Below are 23261 nucleotides of genomic sequence, written 5' to 3' on the forward strand. Positions count from 1 at the left end.
GATCATGCGCCGTTCAGACTTAGCAACCGTCCTGTTCCTGCTCTCTGGCTTCGTTCCCGTCACCGCGTCTGCTCAGCAGACGACGCCGGATACGAACCAATCTTCCAGCCAAGCTGGCCCTGATCGCACCCCTCAACAGTCGGGCCAATCCCAAACCCAAAACACCCCAACTCAGCCGGACCGCACACCTCAGCAGTCGGACCAATCCCGCGACCGAGACCGCCGCAGCGCCGAAGACACGCGGATCAATCGAGATTGGACGACGCGGCAGCGTGGCGAGGACCGCATGGACATGGACCGCATGCGTCAGCGCCAGATGGGACGCATGATGGACCGGGATGAGGATCATCAGACCACGGGACGAAATTGGCGGCGCGACGATGATGACATGGATCGCGGCCCCGGATATGGCTCTGCGAATCGCAGCGAAGGCCGCAATTACCACGAAGTCCGGCCTCGTCCTCGCGTAAAGACCTGTCTCGAATACGAAAACGGGGACGAGTTCTGCCGATACCGCGACTAGCTGATGCGGTACGCGCCCTAGCCCTGACCCTTGCCCATCGCGGCGATCGCATCCGCGATCTCGATCGTGCGTCGGGCCATGTCGGCGTGCAGGCGCTCCACCATGGCGCCGTCGAGACGGATCGCGCCGCGCGAGACGTTCTCCGGCAATTCGAACGCCGCGATGATTTTTCGCGCGCGCGCGACTTCCTCCTCGGGCGGCGTGAAGATCGCGTTGCAGGCGTCGATCTGCGACGGATGAATCAGCGTCTTGCCGTCAAAACCGAGATCGCGGCCTTGCGCGCATTCGGTGGCGAAGCCGTCGGAATTGGCGATGTCGCTGTAGGGACCGTCGAGGATTTCGAGGCCGTGGGCGCGCGTTGCCAGGATGCAATGCGTGATCATCGGGATCATCGCGGTGCGGCCCGGCAGCATCTTGATCCGGGTCTCGCGCGAAATGTCGTTCGGACCGAACACAAAACCTGACAGGCGCCTCTTGGGATCGCGCCCGGCGGCAGCCAGTTCCTCCGCATGCAGCACCGCGCGCGCGGTCTCGATCATGGCCCAGACTTTTACGGTCGGCGCCGCGCCGAGCTCGGCGAGACGGCGGCCGATCGTGTCGAGGTCCTCGACGCTGGAGACCTTCGGGACCAGGATGCCGTCGGGCGAGGCCTTGGCCGCCATCGCGAAATCGTCGGCCCACCAGGTCGTGTCGAGGCCGTTGGTCCGGATCAGGATCTCGCGCTTGCCGAACCCTTTGGCCGCGATCGCGGCAGCGATCCCGTCGCGCGCCAATGCCTTCGCATCGGGGGCGACGGAGTCTTCCAGATCGAGGATCAGGCCATCGGCGGCGAGATTGCGCGCCTTTTCCAGCGCGCGGGGGTTGGAGCCGGGCATGAACAGATGGCTGCGGCGCGGGCGGGTCATGCAAGCGTTCCTTCCGGTTTCCTCGTCTCACTTCCGACCGAAGCCGATAGCATCTGGCCTGCCTATTCGAAAGGCTTGTTCGCCCCTGCGGTATATGATTAGGCATAGGCCATGAACACATTCCCAGAGCACTTGCTGGAAGGCTACAAGGCCTTCGCGACCCAGCGGCTGCCGACCGAGCAGACCCGCTACCGCGAGCTGTCGGTGAAGGGGCAGTTCCCGGAAGTGATGGTAATCGGCTGCTGCGATAGCCGCGTCTCGCCCGAAGTGATCTTCGACGTCGGCCCGGGCGAACTCTTCGTGGTCCGCAACATCGCCAATCTGGTGCCGGTGTATCAGCCCGACGGCAACGCGCACGGCGTCTCTGCGGCGCTGGAATATGCCGTGACGGTGCTGAAGGTGAAGCACATCGTGGTGCTCGGGCACGCACAATGCGGCGGCATCCGCGCTTTCGTCGACAAGATCGAGCCGCTGACGCCTGGCGACTTCATCGGCAAATGGATGCAGATGTTCATCAAGCCCGGCGAAGTGGTGGAGCAGCGCGACCACGAAACCATGGCGCAATTCGTCGAGCGCATCGAGAAGGCCGCGGTGTTCCGCAGCCTCGAAAACCTGATGACCTTCCCGTTCGTGCAGAAGGCGGTCGACGCCGGCCAGATGCAGACCCACGGCGCCTATTTCGGCGTCGCGGAAGGGTCGCTGTTCGTGCTGGACAAGGACACGAAGGAATTCAGGAACGCGCGAAGCGTGGCTTGAAGTCGCCCTTCGTCGGGTGGGCAAAGCGAAGCGTGCCCACCACTTCTTTCGTCATCTTGGAAAGATGGTGGGCACGGCGCGCGAAGTGCGCGCCTTCGCCCACCCTACGAGATCCCGCCCTTACGCCGCCTTTTTCTTCGCGCTGATCAGCTTGCGGTTGATCAGCACTTCGGCGATCTGAATCGCATTGAGCGCGGCGCCCTTGCGCAGATTGTCCGACACGCACCACAGCACGAGACCGTTCTCCACCGTCGCGTCCTCGCGGATGCGGCTGATATAGGTGGCGTCCTCGCCGGCCGCTTCGTACGGCGTAGCGTAGCCGCCGGGCTCATGCTTGTCGATGACGAGGCAGCCCGGCGCCTTGCGCAGGATGTCGCGCGCTTCATCCGCGGTGATCGGGTTCTCGAACTCGATGTTGACGGCCTCGGAATGGCCGACGAAAACCGGCACGCGCACGCAGGTCGCGGAGAGCTTGATCTTGGGATCAAGAATCTTCTTGGTCTCCGCCATCATCTTCCACTCTTCCTTGGTGTAGCCGTCCTCCATGAAGACGTCGATCTGGGGGATGACGTTGAAGGCGATGCGCGTGGGAAACTTCTTATTGACCAGCTCCTGGTTGGTGTAGACGGCCTTGGTCTGCGAGAACAGTTCGTCCATCGCATCCTTGCCGGCGCCCGACACCGACTGATAGGTCGAGACCACGACGCGCTTGATGGTGGCCTTGTCGTGCAGCGGCTTCAGCGCGACCACGAGCTGCGCGGTCGAGCAGTTCGGGTTGGCGATGATGTTCTTCTTCTTGAAGCCCGCGGTCGCGTCCGCGTTCACTTCCGGCACGATCAACGGCACGTCCGGATCCATGCGCCAAGCCGAGGAATTGTCGATCACGACGGTGCCGGCGGCGCCGATCTTCGGCGACCATTCCTTCGACACTTCGCCGCCCGCCGACATCAGGCAGATGTCGACGTCGGAGAAGTCGTAATGCTCGAGCGCTTTGACCTTCAGCGTGCGGTCGCCGTAGGAGACCTCGACGCCCATGCTGCGGCGTGACGCCAAGGCCACCACCTCGTCCGCGGGGAATTTGCGCTCGTCGAGGATGTTGAGCATTTCCCGTCCGACATTGCCGGTCGCGCCGACGACTGCGACTTTGTAACCCATCGTTCACTCTCCGACGAAAAAGCTCTTTCCTGAAGCTGAGGCTTAAACAGGAAGAGCAGCGCTTCTATGCGAGAACCGGCCTCAAGACAACGTTGGACCATGCCTGAAGGCCGTGGATGCAGTCGCCTGAGGCCAGCACGGCCGCAACCCCCACCCAAATCCAATTGGCGCTCGCAGCCTTCGCCGATGAGATCGTCGGCACGCTGGCGCGTCTGTTCGTCTATGTGGGGGCTTTGGTGCTGTTTGCCATCCTCGGGCTTGCGGCACTCGGCCAGCTGCCTGAGCTCCGCGACGATGGGTCGGCGGTGAAGCCGGGTTGGAGCGTAGCCGACCGCTCGCATCCGGCCTTCGCCCTCAGCCGGCTCGATTCATCAGAAAAAACAGGAGCCTACACCATCCTCAGGCATCCCGAAGGCGGCCGCAGGGACGTGATGCGCTGGGCGAGCGAGGCGGACAGGCCCGTGGCCGAGCTCGAGATTTACCGGGAAGGCGACGAATTCGACGTGGCGCGTCCGGCGACCGCGGACCTGGCCGTCCAGATGGGACTGGGCACCGCGACCCCGCTTGAGCAGGCCGGCCTGATCGACACCAAATTCGGCCATGTCGCCCTGTTCCGGCCAACGGGCACGGCGGCGGGCGCGTCGTCCTGCCTCGGCTACCTCAAGCGCAGCGAGGAGCCAGCGCTCCAGATCTCCGGCTTCTCCTGCCAAGGCGGTACCCTGCCCGAGCGGCGCGCGGCGATCGCCTGCACGTTGAACCGGCTGACGCTACTGACCTCGGGCAACGAGCCGAAGCTGGCCGAATTGTTCGCCCATGCGGAGCTGAAGCGCCGCGCTTGCACTTCCCAGGGTTCGTCGGACTGGCTGCTGGGTGCCGCGAACGCACAATTGCGCGGAGCGCTCTGACCGGCATCAAGCTCAAGTGGCTGGTATTCATGCAACTTTTGCCAACGCGCACGATTATTCCGCGCTGGTGTGACCCAATAGACCTAGTTGCGGCCGCCCGGGCCGGGCTAGTATGGGATGATATCGACTGGCGGCTTGCCGCCTGAAGGGGACGTGATGAGCTCGAAATTCTCTGCCAAATTGGCGACGTGGCTCGCGGCAGGCGCCGTGGTTGCCATGAGCCTCGCGACGCCGGCCTCGGCCGACACCAAGCCCAAGCGCTATGACGATCGCGGCCGGCATTATTACGGACCGAGCGGCCCCAACACCGTCTATCAGCAGGGCCGCACCCGCCTCTATGTGAGCAAGCGCTCCTGGCTCGACGGCGGCACCGAGGTCAATCCGGGCGACCGCAAGTTCTCCGACTATGCGTTTCCGCCGGAGAATGGTCTCCCGACATTCGCGCGCGAGAACAACACCCGTCCAATCGATCGCCAGCCGCTCAGCACCCCGTCGGATGTTGGCGGATACCCGCGAAATTTCCCGCTGTACTGAGGCGGAATTATCGACCTGAATCAAAAATGGCCGGGCTCGCGCCCGGCCATTTTTGTTTGTCGTGTAGCCGGATTTCGCGAAGCAATCCGGGCTACGACTCTAAGCGTGCAGCTTCTGCAATTCCTTCAAGATCGCTTCGCCCATCTGCGTGGTCGAGGCGGCTGTGGTGCCGTCCGACTTGATGTCGGCGGTGCGCAGGCCGCTGGCCAGCACGGCCGCGATCGCGGCATCGACCTTGTCGGCGAGATCGCCCATGTCGAAGGAATAGCGCAGCGCCATGCCGAAGGACGAGATCATCGCGATCGGATTGGCGAGACCCTGGCCTGCGATATCGGGCGCCGAGCCGTGCACGGGCTCGTACAGCGCCTTGCGCTTCTTGCTCTTGACGTCGACCTCGCCGAGCGAGGCGGACGGCAGCATGCCGAGCGATCCCGTCAGCATCGCCGCGATGTCGGACAGCATGTCGCCGAACAGATTGTCGGTGACGATGACGTCGAACTGCTTCGGCCATTTCACCAGCATCATGCCGCCGGAATCGGCGAGCTGATGCTCGAGCGTCACGTCGGCATATTCGCGCTTGTGGACCTGGGTCACGACCTCGTTCCAGAGCACGCCCGACTTCATGACGTTGCGCTTCTCCATCGACGTCACCTTGTTCTTGCGCTTCTTCGCAAGCTCGAAGGCGACGCGGGCGATGCGCTCGATCTCATAGGTGTCGTAGACCTGGGTATCGATGGCACGCTTCTGGCCGTTGCCGAGATCGGTGATGGTCTTGGGCTCGCCGAAATAGACGCCGCCGGTGAGCTCGCGCACGATGACGATGTCGAGGCCCTCGATGGCTTCGCGCTTCAGGCTCGAGGCATCCGCCAACGCCGGGTAGCAGACGGCGGGGCGGAGGTTGGCGAACAGGCCGAGATCCTTGCGCAGGCGCAGCAGGCCGGCTTCGGGGCGCACCTCGTAGGGCACGGCATCCCATTTCGGGCCGCCGACCGCGCCGAAGATGATGGCGTCGGCGGCAAGCGCCTTGGCCATGTCGCCTTCCGAGATCGACACCTTGTGCGCGTCATAGGCCGAACCGCCGACCAGGCCGGTGTCGGTCTCGAACTTGGCGATCCCGGCCGAATTGAGCCAGTCGACCAGCCGCTTCACCTCGCCCATCACTTCGGGGCCGATACCGTCGCCGGGGAGCAGCAGCAGCTTGTGGGTCGCCATGACGTTCTTCCTCCGTTTCGTCATGGCCCGGCACAAGGCCGGGCATGACGGCGCTCTTGAATTTCGGCCGGAGTGCTAGAGCGGCGTTGCGCGCTTGGCAAGACACCATTGCCGCCTCGCGGCTGTGCAAGGCAGGCAGGGCCTGCCACACTGCGCATGCCGGAGTACCCCTTGCCCGCCCAAGACTGTTTTGCTCAAGACCGCCGCCCTCCACCCGACGCCCATCCCGCGCGGCTGATCCTGACCTTGTCGCTGGCTGCGACGGTCGGGCTCGGCATCGGCCGCTTTGCCTATGCCCTGGTGCTGCCGGACATGCGGGAAGACCTCGGCTGGTCCTACTCGGCCGCCGGTTTCATGAACACCATCAACGCCGTCGGCTATCTCGCGGGCGCGCTTGTGGCGTCCCGGCTGATCCAGCGCGTCGGCTGGGCGGCCGCGATCCGCGGCGGAACCCTGGCCTGCGTCGCCGCCCTTGCGACTTGCGCCCTGACCGGGAATTTCGTTGCATTGAGCTTGGCGCGTCTCGTGCTCGGCTTCGGTGCCGCCGCCGGTTTCGTCGCCGGAGGCGCGCTGGCCGCTTCGATCGCGCAATCGCGCCCGCAGCGGGCCAATTTCCTCCTCAGCCTGTTCTATGCCGGGCCGGGCATCGGCATTCTCGCCTCGGGCCTGATCGCCCCGTTCACGCTTCAATATTTCGGGCCGGGATCGTGGTGGATCGTGTGGTGGGCGCTGACGCTGCTGTCCGTCGTGATGACCGTGCCGCTGTTCCTGGTCCGCATCGAGAGCGGAGTGCGTTTCTCGCAAGGCGGCCACGCCGCCTTCGCGATTGTGCCCGTGCTGATCTATCTCGCCGGCTACTTCCTGTTCGGCGCGGGCTACATCGCCTACATGACCTTCATGATCGCCTATGTGCGCGACGGCGGCGGCGGCCCCGCGGCGCAGGCGGCGTTCTGGAGCCTGATCGGTCTCAGCGCCTTCGTCACGCCGTGGGCCTGGCGCGGCGTGCTCGCGCTCGATCGCGGCGGGCTTGCCACCGCCATCATCCTCGGCACCAACGCGCTCGGCGCCGCCCTGCCGATGCTCGGGCATTCGCCGGCATGGCTCGCGGTCTCCGCCGTCGTGTTCGGCGTCGCCTTCTTCGCCGTGGTCGGCTCGACCACCGCCTTCGTGCGCTTCAACTACCCGCCGGAGGTGTGGCCGACCGCGATCGCGGCGATGACGATCTCGTTCGGCGTCGGCCAGACGCTCGGCCCGATCGTGGTCGGCGCGATCACGGATGCGCTGGGGAGCTTGAGTTACGCGCTGAATGTGTCGGCGGCGCTGCTGGCGTTGGGGGCGGTTGCGGCGCTGTGCCAGCGCAAGGTGGGGCCGAAGGGCTCGGTGCCGTAGGACAGCGTGACTAGCTCCCGCTGAACGAATTATACCCCTGATCTTCCCAATAACCGCCCTTGTAGTCGTTGGTGACTTCCATCGAGACCACGTATTTCGGGTTCTTGAAGCCGAGCTTGGTCGGGACGCGGATCTTCATCGGGAAGCCGTAGGCGCGCGGCAAGATCTCGTTGGCGTATTTGAACGTCATCTGGCTCTGCGGATGCAGCGCGGTACGCATGTCGAGCGGAGAATTGTAGCCGTCCTTGTCGGCGCACTGGAACCAGACGTACTTTGCGCGCGTGTCGGCACCGATCAGCTTGAGGAAGTCGCGCAACGGCGTGCCGGTCCAGCTGCCGATCGCGCTCCAGCCCTCGACGCAGATGTGACGGGTGATCTGCGTGACCTGCGGCAGCTTGTACAATTCCGGAAGCGTCCACGACTTCTTGTTGTCGACGAGGCCGCGGACTTCGAGCTTCCAGTCGGCGCCGTCGACATCCGGCGCGTCGTCGAGATCGTAATAGGCGTTGAACGGAAACGGCTTGGTGATCGCGCTCTCGGGGAATGTCGGCGCCAGCGCGTCGGGATTGAAGATGAAATCCTGCACGGCGTCGTTGAATTTCGAAACCGTCTTGAGCATCTCCTCGGCGGAGGACGAGTCGATCACGTCGCAGCCGGTGAGCAGCGTCAGCGCCCCCAAGCTGGCGCCGCCCGCGATGAAGCGGCGACGGCTGACATCAGGCATCGTCTTGAGGGAGTCCTTGATCAGCAGCCGCTTGTCGACGCCGGGGATCAGGAATGAGCGTTTTGCCATGGTTCTTGCTCCGCTCAACGGCCGATGATCATCGCGCGCAGGCTCTTCGGCACCAACAGCGCGAGCACAACGTGAATGACGAGGAAGGCGCAGATCGCGGCCATGCAGAAGAAATGGATGTAGCGCGCGGTCGGATAGTCGCCGAACAGCATGACCAGCCAATGCAGTTGCACCGGCTTCCACATCGACAGACCCGACAGCACGATCAGCACGCCGACCGCGATGATGCCGGCATAGAGCACGCGCTGGACGTAATTGTAGACGGTGAGATCGGCATGGCCGAGCTTGAAGGTCAGCGCCGCCCTGACATCGTGAAGCACGCCGGACGGGGTGATCGGCAGCAGTTTCCTGCGGAAGCGGCCGGTGGCGAAACCGGTGACGAGATAGGCGAGGCCGTTGATCATCAACAGCCACATCGCCGCAAAATGCCAGAGCAGGCCGCCGGCGAGCCAGCCGCCGAGCGTGTAGTCGCGGGGAAAAGTGAAGCCGAACAGCGGCGAGGCGTTGTAGATCTGCCAACCCGACAGGATCATCAGAATCATGGCGAGCGCGTTGATCCAGTGCATGACCCGGACCCAGGCCGGCTGGATTACTTTGGCCGGGGCGGCGCTGACCTGCTCATCGGTGACTGTGAGGCTCGACATGATGGTTCCGTCCTGAACATCGTCTGACAGCAATTATACGCCGATGCTTCCGCTTTCGTTACGCCCTGTCCGACATTGAATCGATACCGGCGATCTATAGTGGTCACAATAAAGCGAGCCGGGTATCCCCGGCTCGCTTTTTCGTCGCATCCGGTTCGGGGATGAAGCCGGACCGCGCGGGGTTACGTCGCGGGCATCAGCACGGTATCGACCACATGGATCACGCCGTTGGACTGGTTGACGTTGCTGATCGTCACCATCGAGGTGCCGCCCTTGGCATCGACGATCCAGACCTTGCCGTCCTGCTTCTTCACCGTCAGTTCCTCACCTTCGGCGGTCTTCATCTTCTTGCCGTCGGTGAGGTCGGAGGCCTCGAGCTTGCCGGGCACGACATGGTAGGTCAGGATCCTGGTCAGAGTGGCCTTGTTCTCAGGCTTGACCAGAGTGTCGACGGTGCCGGCCGGCAGCTTGCCGAAGGCGGCGTTGGTCGGCGCGAACACCGTGAACGGGCCCTTGCCTTCCAGCGTCGGCACCAGGCCGGCCGCCTTCACCGCCGCCACCAGCGTGGTGTGGTCCTTCGAGTTGACGGCGTTCTGGACGATGTTCTTGGACGGGAACATCGCGGCGCCGCCGACCATGACGGTCTTTTCCTCGGCGCGGGCGGGCGCGACGACGGTCGCGGTGATGGCCAGGGTGCTGAACGCGGCGGCAGCGAGATAGGCAATACGCTTCGACATGGAGAGTCTCCCGATTGGATGGTGACCGGCATTGGCCGGCGTTCGAGTTGGGCAACAACAGTGGCTGCGAACCTGTGAGCGTGAAGCAGCAGCGCCGTCGTTGGCTCAAACTACGGGAGGGTTTGCGATGGGGTTTCGAACAATAATTTATCGTGATGCGTGAAACTATGTGGGAGATGCTTCGTGGGGTGCATCAACCCGTCATTGCGAGGAGCAAAGCGACGAAGCAATCCAGACTGCTACCGCGCACGCATTTCTGGATCGCTTCGCTTTGCTCGCAATGACGCGAGCGGCTCTACGTCCTGCTAATCCCTGTTGTGCGGCGTCTGGATAAACCCGCGATTATGCGTCGGGCTGATCAGCAGCTCGTTGATACACACCCGCGCCGGCATGCTCGCGATGAACGCGATGGTGCGGCCCAGATCTTCGGATTGCAGCATCTTCGCCTGCTCGGCCTCGCTCGGCACCACCGGGCGCAGCTTCAGGATCGGGGTCGCCACCTCGCCCGGCATCAGGCAGCAGGCGCGCAGGCCGTTGACGCATTCGTCCATGTTGAAGGAATGGGTCAGCGCCAGCACGGCGTGTTTGGTGGTGGTGTAGGCCGGGCCCGGCATTTTCGAGACGTGGCGGCCGGCCCAGGACGAGACGTTGATGATGGCGCCGTCCTGCTGCTTGCGCATCGTCGGCAGCACCGCGCGCATGCAATAGAGCACGCCGTTGAGATTGACCTGGACCAGTTGGTCCCAGCCCTCCAGTTCCATGTCCTTCCAGCTCCGCTTGGGAACATTGATACCGGCATTGTTCACGAGCAGGTCGATCCGGCCGTGCTTCGCGACGATTTGATCGGCCGCCTTCTGGGCTTCGGAGGCGACCGACACGTCCAGAGCAATCGCCTCGGCCGCCCCGCCGTCCCCGGCGATCTTCGCAACCACGGTATCCAGGGCGTCCTTGCGGCGGCCCGAGACCACGACGATCCAGCCGTCGGCCGCGAGCGCCTCGGCACCGGCTTCCCCGATCCCGCTGCCCCCGCCCGTGACCCAGGCCACGCGTTTCCCGTTTTTGGTCATGCAAACTGTCTCCGTTGCTTCATTGGGGCGGTTTTTGCTAATCCAGCCCTCGGTTTTGACCGGCCTTGTCTGACGAGCCTTGTCGTACAAGTTCCTGCGGTCGAGGAAATCTTGCATGAACCCAGCTGCCAACGCCAACCTGTTTTCCCGCCTGTTCGACGGCCTGGACGATCCGAAGCGCCTTGCGATCGAGACGCATGACGGAGGGCGCATCAGCTATGGCGATCTGATCGCGCGGGCCGGTCAAATGGCGAATGTGCTGGTCGCGCGCGGCGTGAAGCCCGGCGATCGCGTTGCGGTGCAGGTCGAGAAATCCGTGGCCAACATCGTGCTGTACCTGGCCACGGTGCGGGCCGGCGCGGTCTATCTGCCGCTCAACTCCGCCTATACGCTGAACGAGCTCGACTACTTCATCGGCGATGCCGAGCCCTCGCTGGTGGTCTGCGATCCCTCCAAGGCGGAGGGCCTTGCCCCGATCGCCGCCAAGGTGAAGGCAAAAGTCGAGACGCTCGGGCCGAACGGCAAGGGCTCGCTGACAGAGGCCGCCGACAAGGCGAGCAGCGAATTCGCCACGGTGTCGCGTGCAAACGACGATCTCGCCGCGATCCTCTACACGTCGGGCACCACCGGCCGCTCCAAGGGCGCGATGCTGACCCATGACAATCTGGCATCGAACTCGCTCGCGCTCGTCGGCTACTGGGGCTTCACCGACAAGGACGTGCTGATCCACGCGCTGCCGATCTACCACACCCACGGCCTGTTCGTGGCCACCAATGTGACGCTGTTCGCGCGCGCGGCGATGATCTTCCTGCCAAAACTCGACCCGGATCTGATCATCAAGCTGATGGCGCGTGCCACGGTGCTGATGGGCGTGCCGACCTTCTATACCCGCCTGCTCCAGAACGCCGGGCTGTCGCGCGAAACTACAACACACATGCGGCTGTTCATCTCGGGCTCGGCGCCGTTGCTGGCCGAAACCCATCGCGAATGGTCGGCGCGCACGGGGCACGCGGTGCTCGAGCGCTACGGCATGACCGAGACCAACATGAATACGTCGAATCCCTATGACGGCGAGCGCGTGCCCGGCGCGGTCGGCTTTCCCCTCCCCGGCGTCTCCGTACGCGTGACCGATCCTGAAACCGCCAAGGAACTGCCGCGTGAAGAAATCGGCATGATCGAGGTCAAGGGCCCGAACGTGTTCAAAGGCTATTGGCGCATGCCGGAGAAGACCAAGGCGGAATTCCGCGACGACGGCTTCTTCATCACCGGCGACCTCGGCAAGATCGACGCCAAGGGCTATGTCCACATTCTCGGCCGCGGCAAGGATCTCGTGATCTCCGGCGGCTTCAACGTCTACCCCAAGGAAATCGAGAGCGAGATCGACGCCATGCCCGGCGTGATCGAATCAGCCGTGATTGGCGTGCCCCATGCCGATTTCGGCGAGGGCGTCACGGCCGTGCTGGTCTGCAACAAGGGCGCCGATGTGAGCGAGGCGGCGGTGCTGAAGGCGCTCGACGGCCGGCTGGCAAAGTTCAAGATGCCCAAGCGCGTCTTTGTCGTCGACGAGCTGCCACGCAACACCATGGGCAAGGTGCAGAAGAATATTTTGCGGGATACGTACAAGGATCTGTACGCGAAGAAATAGGGGCGCAATCGCTCCGGGCTGGGGGACATGAACCGAGAGCAAGCAAAAAAGATACACAAACACCTGCTCGATGCTGCCGCGGCATTCCGCCGAGCTGAGGCCGCGATCGTCGATGTTGGCGATGACGGCAGAAAGCTGTTTGCAGAACCGCTTGTAACGGCGGTTTTCCATTTGCAGTTCAAGCTTCTGCGACTGATCTACAAAAGACACCCTGACCTGGAGCCGCCGCTACCGCCGGCAACAATCGACAGCACAGTTCGCTGGGAGGAAGTCTCGCTGCCGCCGTCGGTGCTGGAGACCGATATCGATCGAATCATTTTCTCCGTGATGAAACCTCGCTGGCAGAAGGTGGCGATGGTCCTTTACTGCGCGGCGGAGAAGGTCGAGGAGGGAGAGCTAGGCGCACCTATCGAATATGAAGTGTTCGCGGCCCGCATTCAGGCGTTGGTCGAGGCCGACCTCCTGGATGCGCAAGGTGATCTCCGGGTGTGGACTCGGAGCGAAGTGAGATTGAAGGACCGGTCGGTTAACTAGCGCCCACCAGGCTCAACACAAACCGGCTGCCGACAATGAAGAGATAACACCCGAACGCCACCTCCAGCGTCCGCTTCGACATCGCGTGCGCGGCTCTCACGCCGAGTGGTGCGGTGACGAGGCTCATCGGCATCACCAGGACGGCGCCGATCAGCGAGACGTAGCCGAGCGCGAACGGGACTTGCAGGGCTGCAACGCCGGGATAGCTGGCCGCCGCCGGCCAGCCGGCGTAGATGTAGCCGAGCGCGCCGGGGATCGAGATCAGCACCGCGAGCGCCGACGATGTGGCCACTGCCTGATGGATCGGCCGGCCGTAGAACGTCATCAGCAGGTTCGAGAACAGGCCGCCGCCGATGCCCATCAACGTCGACAAAATGCCGACGCAGAAGCCGTAGATTCGCATCAGCGGACCCTTCGGCAAGTCATCTCCGAGCTTCCAGCTCTCGCGCGCGAAGATCAGCCGTACCGCGGCCGACCACGCGACGGCGACGAACACGATCTTGAACAGCCGCTCCGGCGCGTAGCGCGCGACCACGCTGCCTGCGATGACACCGATTACGATCGGTAGCCACCAGACGCGAAGGATGGGGGTGTCGACGGCGCCGCGCTTGTAATGCGCTTGGAACGAACGGATCGAGGTCGGGATGATCACGGCCAGCGATGTGCCGATGCAGAGCGGCATACGCACTTCCAGTGGCACGCCGGCGATGCGGAAGCATTCATAAAACACCGGCACCAGAATCGCGCCGCCGCCGATGCCGAACACGCCGGCCAGAAATCCCGAGAGCGCGCCCGTTGCGATCAGCAGCAGCGCGAGTTCGACGATCTCCTTGATATCGAGACCTGCAATCACCCCTGACCTGCCCCCCGCAACTGGTCGCAACGTCTCCGAGGCATGCGCCCGGACATGGTTGCGCGGAAAGCTGTAAGCGATCTGGTTTGCGCGGTCGACACATCGCATTTGCGGGCTGGGGTGGAATGCAGGCTGCGCATATCCGGCAGATGCCCCAAAAATGGTGAAGCGGCAGCTTGCAGACCGGGTCGGGAGGTCCGCTGGCACACGCCATCGGAAGTTTGGACGGGACGGGATGGTCCGTTTAGAGGTGTTCCAACAGCGATTTCAATGACGATGGACGGGAAGCACGAAGAAATGAATATATATTCTATGTTTGGTCCGTGGGCCAGCGCCCTGGTATACCAGGCACCGGATTGGCCTTGTTTCATCAACGCCATAGCGCTGAACGCCGGTTCGATTGATGGCGAATTGGTGATTGCGCAGGCCAAATCGACTCCGTAAATAGAGCCGACCTTCCGCGATCCCCGCGCGCCCATGCTGGGCCGCAATAAAGCAATCGAAGCCCATGACCGCACGGATCGAACGACCGCTTTCTCCCCACATGCAAGTCTACCGCTGGACGCTGACGATGGCCCTTTCCATCGTCCATCGCGCCACCGGCATCGCCCTTTACGCCGGGACGCTGCTACTGGTCTGGTGGCTGGTCGCCGCAGCCTCCGGCCACGCCGCCTACGCCACCGTCCAGGCGTTCACCGGCAGCATCATCGGCCGGCTGATCGTGTTCGGCTACACCTGGGCGCTGATGCACCATATGTTGAGCGGCCTCCGGCACCTGGTGTGGGATCTCGGTTACGGCTTCAAGGCCAATGAGCGCGAAGCGCTGACCTGGGGCGCGCTGATCGGCGGCATCGTGCTGACGGTGCTGATCTGGATCATCGCCTACGCGATCGGAGGTGTACGATGAGCGCAGCCGACACCCCGAAGCGCAGCATGCGCACCCCACTTGGGCGCGTCCGCAATCTCGGCGCCGCACATTCCGGCACCTCCGATTTCTGGCGCCAGCGCATCACCGCCGTCGCGATGACCCTGCTGATGCTGCCGGTGATTGTCGTCGTGATGATGACGCTCGGCAGCAACCAGGCCGGCGCCAAGGTGATCCTCGGCTCGCTGCCGATAGCGGTGATCATGCTGCTCTTCATCGTCGCCAGCGTCTGGCACATGAAGATCGGCATGCAGGTCGTGATCGAGGACTACATCCATAACGAGAAGCTGAAGCTCATCTCGGTCATGCTCAACAATTTCTTCTCGATCGCCGTGGCGCTCGCCTCGACCTACGCGATCGTGAAACTTTCCTCCGGAGTGTAACCCATGGCCACAGGAACGAATGGCAAGGGCAACGGCGCTCCCGCCACCAACGGAAAAGCCTATCCGATCGAAGACCACACCTATGACGTCGTCGTGGTCGGCGCCGGCGGGGCGGGCTTGCGCGCCGTGGTCGGCTGCGGCGAAGCCGGCCTCCGCACGGCCTGCATCACCAAAGTGTTTCCGACCCGCTCGCATACGGTCGCGGCGCAAGGCGGCATCTCGGCTTCGCTCGGCAACATGCACAAGGACGACTGGCGCTGGCACATGTACGACACCGTGAAGGGGTCGGACTGGCTGGGCGACCAGGACGCGATCGAATACATGGTGCGCAACGCGCCCGAGGCGGTCTACGAGCTCGAGCACTGGGGCGTGCCGTTCTCGCGCACCGAAGACGGCAAGATCTACCAGCGCCCGTTCGGCGGCATGACCTTGGACTACGGCAAAGGCCAGGCGCAGCGCACCTGCGCCGCCGCCGACCGCACCGGTCACGCCATGCTGCACACGATGTACGGCCAGTCGCTGCGTCACGCGGCCGAGTTCTTCATCGAGTTCTTCGCCATCGACCTGATCATGGACGACCAGGGCACCTGCCGCGGCGTCGTCGCGATCAAGCTCGAGGACGGCACGCTGCACCGCTTCCGGGCACAGACGGTGATTCTCGCGACCGGCGGCTATGGCCGCGCCTATGCCTCCTGCACCTCGGCGCACACCTGCACCGGCGACGGCGGCGGCATGGTGCTGCGCGCCGGCCTGCCGATGCAGGACATGGAATTCGTGCAGTTCCACCCGACCGGCATCTACGGCTCGGGCTGTCTCGTGACCGAAGGCGCACGCGGCGAAGGCGGCTATCTCGTCAACTCCGAAGGCGAGCGCTTCATGGAGCGTTATGCGCCGTCGGCGAAGGACCTCGCCTCACGCGACGTCGTCTCGCGCGCGATGACCATCGAGATTCGCGAAGGCCGCGGCGTCGGCAAGAAGAAGGACCACATCTTCCTTCATCTCGACCATCTCGATCCCGCGGTGCTCGCCGAGCGCCTGCCGGGCATCTCCGAATCGGCAAAGATCTTCGCCAATGTCGACGTGACGCGCGAGCCGATCCCGATCGTGCCGACCGTGCACTACAACATGGGCGGCATCCCCACCAATTATCACGGCGAAGTGCTGACCAAGAAGGACGGCGACGACAACGCCATCATCCCCGGCCTGATGGCGATCGGCGAAGCCGCCTGCGTCTCCGTGCACGGCGCCAACCGCCTCGGCTCGAACTCACTGATCGACCTGGTCGTGTTTGGCCGCGCCGCCGCGCTGCGGCTGGCCGAAAAGCTCACGCCCAACGCCAAGCAGCCCGAACTGCCGACGAATTCGGCCGATCTCGCGCTCGGTCGCCTCGACCATTACCGCTACGCCTCCGGTGGTACGCCGACCGCAAAACTGCGCGAAGGCATGCAGCATGTGATGCAGAACAATTGCGCAGTGTTCCGCACCGGCGACATCCTGAGCGAAGGTCAGAATCTGATCGAGAAGGTCCACAGCGGCATCACCGACATCGCCGTGTCCGACCGCTCGCTGGTGTGGAATTCCGACCTGATCGAGACGCTCGAATTCGACAATCTGATCTCGCAGGCGGTGGTGACGATGAACTCGGCCGCCAACCGCACCGAGAGCCGTGGCGCGCATGCCCGCGAGGACTTTTCCGACCGCGACGACAAGAACTGGATGAAGCACACGCTGGCCTGGCTGGAAGACTCCGGCAAGGTCAAGATCGAGTACCGCCCGGTTCACGACTACACCATGACCAACGACGTCCAGTACATCCCGCCCAAAGCTCGCGTTTACTAAGCGGCGCGCGTGTATTGATCGAACAGCGAAGGCCTTGATCGAAATGGTTGAATTCGCACTTCCGAAGAACTCGAAAATCACCGGCGGCAAGTCCTGGCCGAAGCCCGCGGGCGCGACCGAAACGCGCGAATTCCGCGTCTATCGCTGGAACCCGGACGACGGCAAAAATCCGAGCGTCGACACTTATTACGTCGACACTTATGATTGCGGTCCGATGGTGCTGGACGGCCTGATCTGGATCAAGAACCATATCGACCCGTCGCTGACCTTCCGCCGCTCCTGCCGCGAAGGCGTCTGCGGCTCCTGCGCGATGAACATCGACGGCCAGAACACGCTGGCCTGCACCCGCTCGATGCACGACGTGAAGGACGGCGCGGTGAAGATCAATCCGCTGCCGCACCAGCCGGTGGTGAAGGACCTGGTCCCCGACCTCACCAATTTCTACGCGCAATATGCGTCGATCGAGCCGTGGCTGAAGACGACCTCGCCGACGCCGCAGAAGGAATGGAAGCAGAGCCACGAGGACCGCGAGAAGCTCGACGGCCTCTACGAGTGCATCCTCTGCGCCTGCTGCTCGACCTCGTGCCCGAGCTATTGGTGGAACAGCGAGCGCTATCTCGGTCCCGCCGCGCTGCTCCAGGCCAACCGCTGGGTGTCCGATTCACGGGATGAGGCCACCGGCGAGCGCCTCGACGATCTCGAGGATCCGTTCCGCCTCTACCGCTGCCACACCATCATGAACTGCGCCAAGGCATGCCCGAAGGGCCTCAACCCGGCGGAAGCCATCGCCGAGCTCAAGCTCAAGCTGGTCGAGCGCCAGATCTAGGCGTCATTCATGCTGCGATGCCCGGCCGAAACGGCCGGGGCATTTTCTATGGCGGGCGCCTGTTGGAGTAGATTTCTCCTCCGCTCCGTGAGCGAGCGCACCGGCGGATTGCAACCTCCGGTTATCGCCACAAGCCGCTTCCTTCCCGGCGTAAAATTCAAGTAAGCTCTCCGGTGGGGGACCGGAGCGACCGTGCAGGGCGCGCAACGCAATTCGCTGAGACTGTTGCAGTGGATGATGGGCGCATCCCTGGCGCTCCCGATTGCGTTGTTCGCGATCGCATCCTCGATCTCCTACACCTCGACACACGACATCGCCGACCGCGAGATCGAGCGCACCCTCGATGTCGCACATGAGCACGCACTCAAGGTGTTCGAGACGATCGACCGCAGCCTCGCCGAGCTCAACGAGGTGGTGCGCGGCCTGCCCGACGACGTCATCCGCTCGCGCGAACCGGCCCTGCACCGCCGCCTGAAGCAGCTGACCTTATCGCTGCCGCAGCTCAAATCGGCCTGGATCTTCGATGCGGACGGAAAGTCGCTGGTCAACAGCCTTGCCTCGCCGCCGCCGGAGCAGAGCTTTGCGGACCGCGACTATTTCTATGCCCATGTCGACCAGGCCATCGGCACATTCATCGGCGCCTCGCTGACACCGCGCGCGCCCTATCAGGGTGCTCGCTTCTTCGGGGTTAGCCGCCGCCGTGACTCCGACGACGGCAGCTTCATCGGCGTGATCCAGGCCTCCGTCCTGCCCGAATATTTCGAGAGCTTCTATGCCAGGATCGGCTCCGATCCCGGCAGCTTCTTCGCGATGGGACGCCCCGACGGGGTGGTGCTGGCGCATCTTCCGCGGCTCGACCGCGACCTTCGGCTCGATCCCAACGGACCGGTCGGCCGGAACATCGCAGCTCACCCCGAGCACGGCCTCATCACCGTCGCGTGGCCTTCAGACGGGATCGAGCGCCGCATCGGTTACCGGCGCGTGGCCGAATATCCCATCTATGTCAGCGCGGGGCTCGAGACCTCGGCCATCCGCGCGCGCTGGTTCGCCACCATGGGCCAGCATCTGGTGTTCGGCGTTCCCGCCACCGCGCTGCTGTTCCTGCTGCTGGCGCTGGCGATCCGGCGCACCCAGCATCTCCAGGCCGAGGCCGCAGCGCGACGTGAAGCCGAGGAAGCACTCAAGCACAGCCAGCGCCTGGAGGCGCTCGGGCAGCTCACCGGGGGCGTCGCGCACGATTTCAACAACCTCCTGACCGTGATCCGCGCCTCCGTCGACCTGTTGAACCGGCCGCAACTGAGCGAGGAGCGGCGCCAGCGCTACATCACCGCCATCGCGGACGCGGTCGCACGCGCGGCCAAACTGACATCGCAGCTGCTCGCGTTTGCGCGGCGCCAGACCTTGAAGCCTGAGGTGTTCGACGTCGGCGCGCGGATGCAGTCGCTGCACGACATGCTCGCGACGCTGCTCGGACCCGCGATCGAAATCGCGATGCGGCTGCCGGCCGAGCCCTGCCTCGTCAATGCCGATGCAAGCCAGTTCGAGACGGCGTTGATCAACATGGCGACCAATGCGCGCGATGCCATGCACGGCAAGGGCAGGATCGTTTTCAACGTCGAGACCGTGACGACGATTACGGAGACGCGGGCTCCCGTCTCGGGCAGCCATCACCGTACAGGCACCCATGATCTTCCAGGTCATCTGGGCTTCGTCAGCATTGCCGTCAGCGACACCGGCATCGGCATTCCGGCTGCGCGGCTCGAGCGCATCTTCGAGCCGTTCTTCACCACCAAGCAGGTCGGCCACGGCACCGGTCTCGGCCTGTCGCAGCTGTTCGGCTTCGCCCGGCAGTCCGGCGGCGAGGTGACGGTCACCAGCGAGGTGGGCCAAGGCAGCACCTTCTCGCTCTATCTGCCGCGCGTGGCGCCGCACCTGCTGCCGCAGCGGCAGGCACCGAACACGGCCCCGGCAGTGGCCGGCAGCGGCATGTCGGTGCTGCTGGTCGAGGACAATATCGAGCTCGCCAATTTCGCCGCCGACGGCCTCACCGAACTCGGCTACAGCATCACGCTGGTCGACAATGCAACCGATGCACTCGCCGAGCTGGTCATGGACGCCGATCGCTTCGATGTCGTTTTCTCGGACATCGTGATGTCGGGCATGACCGGGCTCGATCTCGCGCAGGCGATCCGCGACCGCGGCATCGGCGTGCCGGTCGTGCTGACGACCGGCTACAGCGAGGCGCTGTCCCAGGACGGCAATTTCGATTTCGAGCTCGTGCAAAAGCCCTACGCAATCGATCAGCTGTCGCGCATCCTGCATCGGGTCGCCCGGCTCCGCCGGGTGCGTGGCGGCGCTGCCGAATGATCCGGCACATGGAATCAGGACAAGATGATGAGGATGGTCAAGAAGGCGGCGTGAGGCGTAGCTCGGACGGTGCGCAGCTCAATCCGGGAAAGCCCGTACAGACGTCTTCCGCCGTTGGAGTCCCCGGCAAAACCGGTTATGCATGCGCCGCTTACAACGAGGACTCCGACTTGACGACCGACAAGGCTCCTTCGTCCGCGCCATTCGGCGCGTTTGCGCCGAATGCGGCGCAGGCCGCGATCATCGGCCTCGCACAACGCTCGGGGCTGAAGCGCGGCGCATTCCGGCCCTGGATGTCGCGGCTGGTCAATTTGCTGCGCGGTGGTCCCGTCGACGTGACGTATCAGGGCGCCTCGTTCCGGTTCTATCACCAGGGCAGCGCGACCGAGCGCGGTGCGCTGTTCAATCCCGACTACAATCTCGACGAGCTCGACTTCCTGCGCCAGCACACCCCAGCGGGCGGCGTGTTCGTCGACGTCGGCGCCAATGTCGGCACTTTTGCGCTGGTGATGGCGCAGCAGGTCGGGCCATCAGGGAAAGTGGTCGCAATCGAACCGCATCCGATGACGTTTGGGCGGCTCTCATTCAACCAGGCCGCATCGAAAGCGACGCAGGTGCGCCTGGTGCAGGCTGCCGCAGGCGACAGCGACGGCGAGCTCATGATCGAGAGCGGCGGCGGCAATCTCGGCGCCACCCACGTCGTCACCGGCACCGCCAGCGCGGAGGCCATCAAGGTCCCGTCGCTGCGGCTGACGCGCATTCTCGACGAGGCAGACGTCACGAAGGTGGACGCGTTGAAGATCGACGTCGAAGGCTTCGAGGACCGCGTGCTGATCGGCTTCTTCCGCGACGCGCCGCAATCGCTATGGCCGCGCGCGGTGGTGATCGAGCATCTGTCACAAAAGGAATGGCAGCAGGACTGTATTGCCGACATGGTCGCGCGCGGCTTTGCCGTTGCGCGCAAGACGCGGAGCAATACGTTCCTGTCGCGCTGACGACAAACGACGGAGGTTGCGATGATCGACCATATGGGCTTTCCGGTCTCCGACTATGAGCGCGCCAAGGCGTTCTACGCCAAAGCGCTGGCGCCGCTCGGCTACAGCCTGATCATGGAGGTCACGCAGGAGCAGACCGGCCACGATCCGGCCGCCGGCTTCGGCGCCGACGGCAAGCCGGATTTCTGGATCGGCGGCGAGGGCGCGCTGAACAAGCCGGTGCATGTCGCGATCACGGCCAAGGACCGCTCCGCGGTGGACGCGTTCTACAAGGCGGCCTTGGCCGCCGGCGGCCGCGACAATGGACCACCCGGCATTCGGGCGCATTATCATCCGGACTATTACGGCGCGTTCGTGCTCGATCCCGACGGACACAACATCGAGGCGGTTTGCCACGCGCCGGAATAGATAAGTTCCGTCTTTCGGCCGGAACCTCGTTCCGCGCCCGCCGTTGTCGTCTCTTGCAACAGGAGCACGATATGGCCAACGACAATGCCCGCGACGTCGACCGCGATTTGAACCGCGCCTGGGATCTGATGAAGACGATCGGATTCGCGATGCTGGTGACGCGCGACGGCGACAAGCTCCGGGCGCGGCCGATGAGCGCCTATCTCGATCGCAACGCGAACACGATTTATTTCCTCACCGACGCGCGGCGTCACAAGGACGAGGAGATCGCGCGTCACCCGTCCATCAACCTGTCGTTCGCGGATGCCGGCAGCCAGAAATACGTTTCACTGACAGGCACCGCAATCGTTTCCAACGACCGTGCGAAGATCAAGGAGCTGTTCTCGACGCCGGCCAAGGCGTGGTGGGACTCTGCCGAAGATCCGAACATCCGCGTGCTCAAGGTCACGCCTGATGATGCCGAGTTCTGGGACTCGCCCGGCACCGTGATCTCTTATGTGAAGATGGCGGCTGCGGCGGTGACAAACACGCGGCCCGATATCGGCGATAACCGCAAGGTCTCGATGTAATGCCGATCGAGCCGCCCGAGATTCCGCCGTCGACACCCGGCACGCCCGCCGAGCCGCCGCCGGGGATTCCGCCCGGTAATCCGCAGCCCGAAATCGCGCCGCCGGTGCGCGAGCCCGGCTCGCCAGCGCCGCCCGACGAATTGCCGGGCCGCATGCCTGAAGAGATTCCATCGCGCGGACCGAACGGCCCGCTCACACCGAATCCCGCGAAGGACGCAAGTCCGCCGCGGGATCGCGTTTGAGACCGAGCATCAGGTCTGAGGCAATTGCAACCTGCGCCTGAATGCGCAATGAACGTCACTGTAGTGCGGTGATTTGCGTGCAGAAATAAATCGGGCCACGACCGCTTTGTCCGCCACAATCCGGCCTAACGCGTAGCTGTTCATCCCAACGTGTCGTCAAAGAACCTTCCGGGGAAGTTCACCATCATGACTAATCTTCGTTTCGTGCTGCTTGCCACCACGGCTCTGACCGCGATGCAATTGGCAAACTCGGCATCGCATGCGCAAAGCGCAGCGCCGCTCGTGGTTGCGCAGGCGCAGCCACAGGAAACCGGCCCTGACGGAAAACCGAAGCAGCCGCCGAAGGGACCACCAGCGGCCGCGCCTCCGGCGGCGCCCGCGCGCCCGGCCGCACCGCCGCCCGCAGCTGCACCGCCCCATCCGCCCGCGGCGCCTCCGCCGGCCGCCGCACCGCCGCGCCCAGCAGCGCCGCCACCGCCACCTGCGGCCCGTCCGACGCCCCCACCGCCGCCTGCCGCGCCGAAGCCGCCTTCGCGGCCGCCGGCTGCGGCTCCGCAACAGCATGCGCCGCCTCCGGCACCGCCCGCGGCGCGCCCGGCTCCCACACCGCCGCCCGCCGCAGCTCCGCAGCAGCACGCGCCCACGCCACCGCCGCCTTCGGCTCGCCCGACGCCACCGCCGCCTCCCGCAGCGGGCCCTTCGGGACGGCCCGCGCCTGCTCCCACGGCGACACCTGCTCCGGCACCTGCCGCTCCCACAGCGCGCCCGGCGACGCCTAATGCCCCAACCGCCACGCCCGCTCCGACAGCAACCCCTGCGCCGACTGCAACCCCGGCTCCGCGCAGCACGCCGGGCACGCCGCCGACCGGCCGCCCCGGTGCACCGCCCCCTGGCGGACGTCCTGGCGCGCCTCCGGCTGCAGGGTCACCTGCTCCAGGCGCTACACCCGCACCGACCGCCACGCCGGCACCCGCTGGCGCTCCGACGCCGCCGCCGACCGGACGTCCGGGTTCGGCTCCCGCACCCGGCGCTACCCCGGCCCCGACAGCGATGCC

At 64.5% G+C, this 23261-nt stretch carries 25 protein-coding genes; 16 read left to right on the forward strand and 9 right to left on the reverse strand.

The annotated features are described in order from the left end of the window. Positions 1-4 precede the first annotated feature (4 nt). A complete protein-coding gene (locus IVA74_RS14115; RefSeq protein ID WP_247344523.1) occupies positions 5-523 on the forward strand; it encodes a hypothetical protein in 519 nt (172 codons plus the stop codon). Positions 524-540: 17 nt separating this feature from the next. Here IVA74_RS14115 and IVA74_RS14120 read toward each other — a convergent pair whose 3' ends face one another. After that, entirely contained in the window at positions 541-1428 is an 888-nt protein-coding gene (locus IVA74_RS14120; RefSeq protein ID WP_247344525.1) for a CoA ester lyase, read from the reverse strand. 111 nt (positions 1429-1539) lie between these two features. On the opposite strand from IVA74_RS14120, the gene IVA74_RS14125 reads away from it, so the two are divergent. Beyond that, a complete protein-coding gene (locus IVA74_RS14125) occupies positions 1540-2184 on the forward strand; it encodes a carbonic anhydrase (RefSeq protein WP_247344528.1) in 645 nt (214 codons plus the stop codon). A 120-nt stretch (positions 2185-2304) separates the two neighbouring features. Here IVA74_RS14125 and IVA74_RS14130 read toward each other — a convergent pair whose 3' ends face one another. Then, entirely contained in the window at positions 2305-3339 is a 1035-nt protein-coding gene (locus IVA74_RS14130) for an aspartate-semialdehyde dehydrogenase (protein ID WP_247344531.1), read from the reverse strand. A gap of 116 nt (positions 3340-3455) precedes the next feature. Between IVA74_RS14130 and IVA74_RS14135 the strand changes: the two genes are divergently transcribed. Next, positions 3456-4244 (forward strand): hypothetical protein, encoded by a 789-nt coding sequence (locus IVA74_RS14135; RefSeq protein WP_247344533.1) that lies wholly within the window; start codon positions 3456-3458, stop codon positions 4242-4244. A gap of 156 nt (positions 4245-4400) precedes the next feature. Then, positions 4401-4778: a hypothetical protein gene (locus IVA74_RS14140; protein WP_247344536.1), complete on the forward strand. Its 378-nt coding sequence runs from the start codon at positions 4401-4403 to the stop codon at positions 4776-4778. A 99-nt stretch (positions 4779-4877) separates the two neighbouring features. Here IVA74_RS14140 and leuB read toward each other — a convergent pair whose 3' ends face one another. Beyond that, complete coding sequence (gene leuB / locus IVA74_RS14145; RefSeq protein ID WP_247344539.1) at positions 4878-5990, reverse strand: 3-isopropylmalate dehydrogenase; 1113 nt, start codon at positions 5988-5990, stop codon at positions 4878-4880. 156 nt (positions 5991-6146) lie between these two features. Here leuB and IVA74_RS14150 point away from each other — a divergent pair, with 156 nt between their 5' ends. After that, a complete protein-coding gene (locus IVA74_RS14150; protein ID WP_247344542.1) occupies positions 6147-7379 on the forward strand; it encodes a YbfB/YjiJ family MFS transporter in 1233 nt (410 codons plus the stop codon). A 10-nt stretch (positions 7380-7389) separates the two neighbouring features. Here the strand turns inward: IVA74_RS14150 and IVA74_RS14155 are convergent, their stop codons facing one another. The 4 genes from IVA74_RS14155 to IVA74_RS14170 form a co-directional block, all read right to left on the reverse strand. Beyond that, positions 7390-8172 (reverse strand): molybdopterin-dependent oxidoreductase, encoded by a 783-nt coding sequence (locus IVA74_RS14155; protein WP_247344544.1) that lies wholly within the window; start codon positions 8170-8172, stop codon positions 7390-7392. Positions 8173-8186: 14 nt separating this feature from the next. Then, complete coding sequence (locus tag IVA74_RS14160; protein WP_247344548.1) at positions 8187-8816, reverse strand: cytochrome b/b6 domain-containing protein; 630 nt, start codon at positions 8814-8816, stop codon at positions 8187-8189. 182 nt (positions 8817-8998) lie between these two features. Beyond that, entirely contained in the window at positions 8999-9553 is a 555-nt protein-coding gene (locus tag IVA74_RS14165; RefSeq protein WP_247344551.1) for a fasciclin domain-containing protein, read from the reverse strand. Positions 9554-9858: 305 nt separating this feature from the next. Then, positions 9859-10620 carry an SDR family NAD(P)-dependent oxidoreductase gene (locus tag IVA74_RS14170; protein WP_247344554.1) on the reverse strand — a complete coding sequence of 254 codons (762 nt, stop codon included), beginning with the start codon at positions 10618-10620 and terminating at the stop codon, positions 9859-9861. Positions 10621-10735: 115 nt separating this feature from the next. On the opposite strand from IVA74_RS14170, the gene IVA74_RS14175 reads away from it, so the two are divergent. Continuing rightward, positions 10736-12265, forward strand: coding sequence for a malonyl-CoA synthase (locus tag IVA74_RS14175; RefSeq protein WP_247344557.1), 1530 nt, complete (start codon positions 10736-10738; stop codon positions 12263-12265). A gap of 27 nt (positions 12266-12292) precedes the next feature. After that, the gene (locus tag IVA74_RS14180; protein ID WP_247344560.1) at positions 12293-12799 is read left to right on the forward strand and encodes a hypothetical protein; all 507 of its coding nucleotides are present in this window, start codon (positions 12293-12295) and stop codon (positions 12797-12799) included. Here the strand turns inward: IVA74_RS14180 and IVA74_RS14185 are convergent. After that, a complete protein-coding gene (locus IVA74_RS14185) occupies positions 12792-13652 on the reverse strand; it encodes a sulfite exporter TauE/SafE family protein (protein WP_247344563.1) in 861 nt (286 codons plus the stop codon). The two genes, IVA74_RS14180 and IVA74_RS14185, sit on opposite strands and share 8 nt — an antisense overlap. Before the next feature lie 508 nt (positions 13653-14160). Here IVA74_RS14185 and sdhC point away from each other — a divergent pair. From sdhC to IVA74_RS14230, 9 genes are all read left to right on the forward strand, one after another. After that, a complete protein-coding gene (sdhC, locus tag IVA74_RS14190) occupies positions 14161-14559 on the forward strand; it encodes a succinate dehydrogenase, cytochrome b556 subunit (protein ID WP_247344566.1) in 399 nt (132 codons plus the stop codon). Then, positions 14556-14960, forward strand: coding sequence for a succinate dehydrogenase, hydrophobic membrane anchor protein (sdhD, locus tag IVA74_RS14195; protein ID WP_247344568.1), 405 nt, complete (start codon positions 14556-14558; stop codon positions 14958-14960). Before sdhC ends, sdhD begins: the two co-directional genes overlap by 4 nt. Positions 14961-14963: 3 nt before the next feature. Next, positions 14964-16799, forward strand: a complete 1836-nt coding sequence (gene sdhA / locus IVA74_RS14200; RefSeq protein WP_247344571.1) for a succinate dehydrogenase flavoprotein subunit — start codon at positions 14964-14966, stop codon at positions 16797-16799. A gap of 43 nt (positions 16800-16842) precedes the next feature. Continuing rightward, complete coding sequence (locus IVA74_RS14205) at positions 16843-17625, forward strand: succinate dehydrogenase iron-sulfur subunit (protein ID WP_247344598.1); 783 nt, start codon at positions 16843-16845, stop codon at positions 17623-17625. A 192-nt stretch (positions 17626-17817) separates the two neighbouring features. Next, on the forward strand, positions 17818-19992 hold the full coding sequence (locus tag IVA74_RS14210) for a hybrid sensor histidine kinase/response regulator (RefSeq protein WP_247344574.1): 2175 nt from the start codon (positions 17818-17820) through the stop codon (positions 19990-19992). 170 nt (positions 19993-20162) lie between these two features. Next, positions 20163-20987 (forward strand): FkbM family methyltransferase, encoded by an 825-nt coding sequence (locus IVA74_RS14215; RefSeq protein WP_247344576.1) that lies wholly within the window; start codon positions 20163-20165, stop codon positions 20985-20987. 21 nt (positions 20988-21008) lie between these two features. Then, on the forward strand, positions 21009-21395 hold the full coding sequence (locus IVA74_RS14220; RefSeq protein ID WP_247344580.1) for a VOC family protein: 387 nt from the start codon (positions 21009-21011) through the stop codon (positions 21393-21395). Between the two features lie 71 nt (positions 21396-21466). Beyond that, the gene (locus IVA74_RS14225; protein ID WP_247344583.1) at positions 21467-21964 is read left to right on the forward strand and encodes a pyridoxamine 5'-phosphate oxidase family protein; all 498 of its coding nucleotides are present in this window, start codon (positions 21467-21469) and stop codon (positions 21962-21964) included. Then, entirely contained in the window at positions 21964-22206 is a 243-nt protein-coding gene (locus IVA74_RS14230) for a hypothetical protein (RefSeq protein ID WP_247344586.1), read from the forward strand. The genes IVA74_RS14225 and IVA74_RS14230 overlap by 1 nt, the downstream gene beginning before the upstream one ends. A 190-nt stretch (positions 22207-22396) precedes the next feature. Here IVA74_RS14230 and IVA74_RS41050 read toward each other — a convergent pair whose 3' ends face one another. Continuing rightward, on the reverse strand, positions 22397-22951 hold the full coding sequence (locus IVA74_RS41050; protein WP_247344589.1) for a hypothetical protein: 555 nt from the start codon (positions 22949-22951) through the stop codon (positions 22397-22399). Positions 22952-23261: the final 310 nt, after the last annotated feature.

This window comes from Bradyrhizobium sp. 132, from assembly GCF_023074185.1.
GTDB lineage: Bacteria > Pseudomonadota > Alphaproteobacteria > Rhizobiales > Xanthobacteraceae > Bradyrhizobium.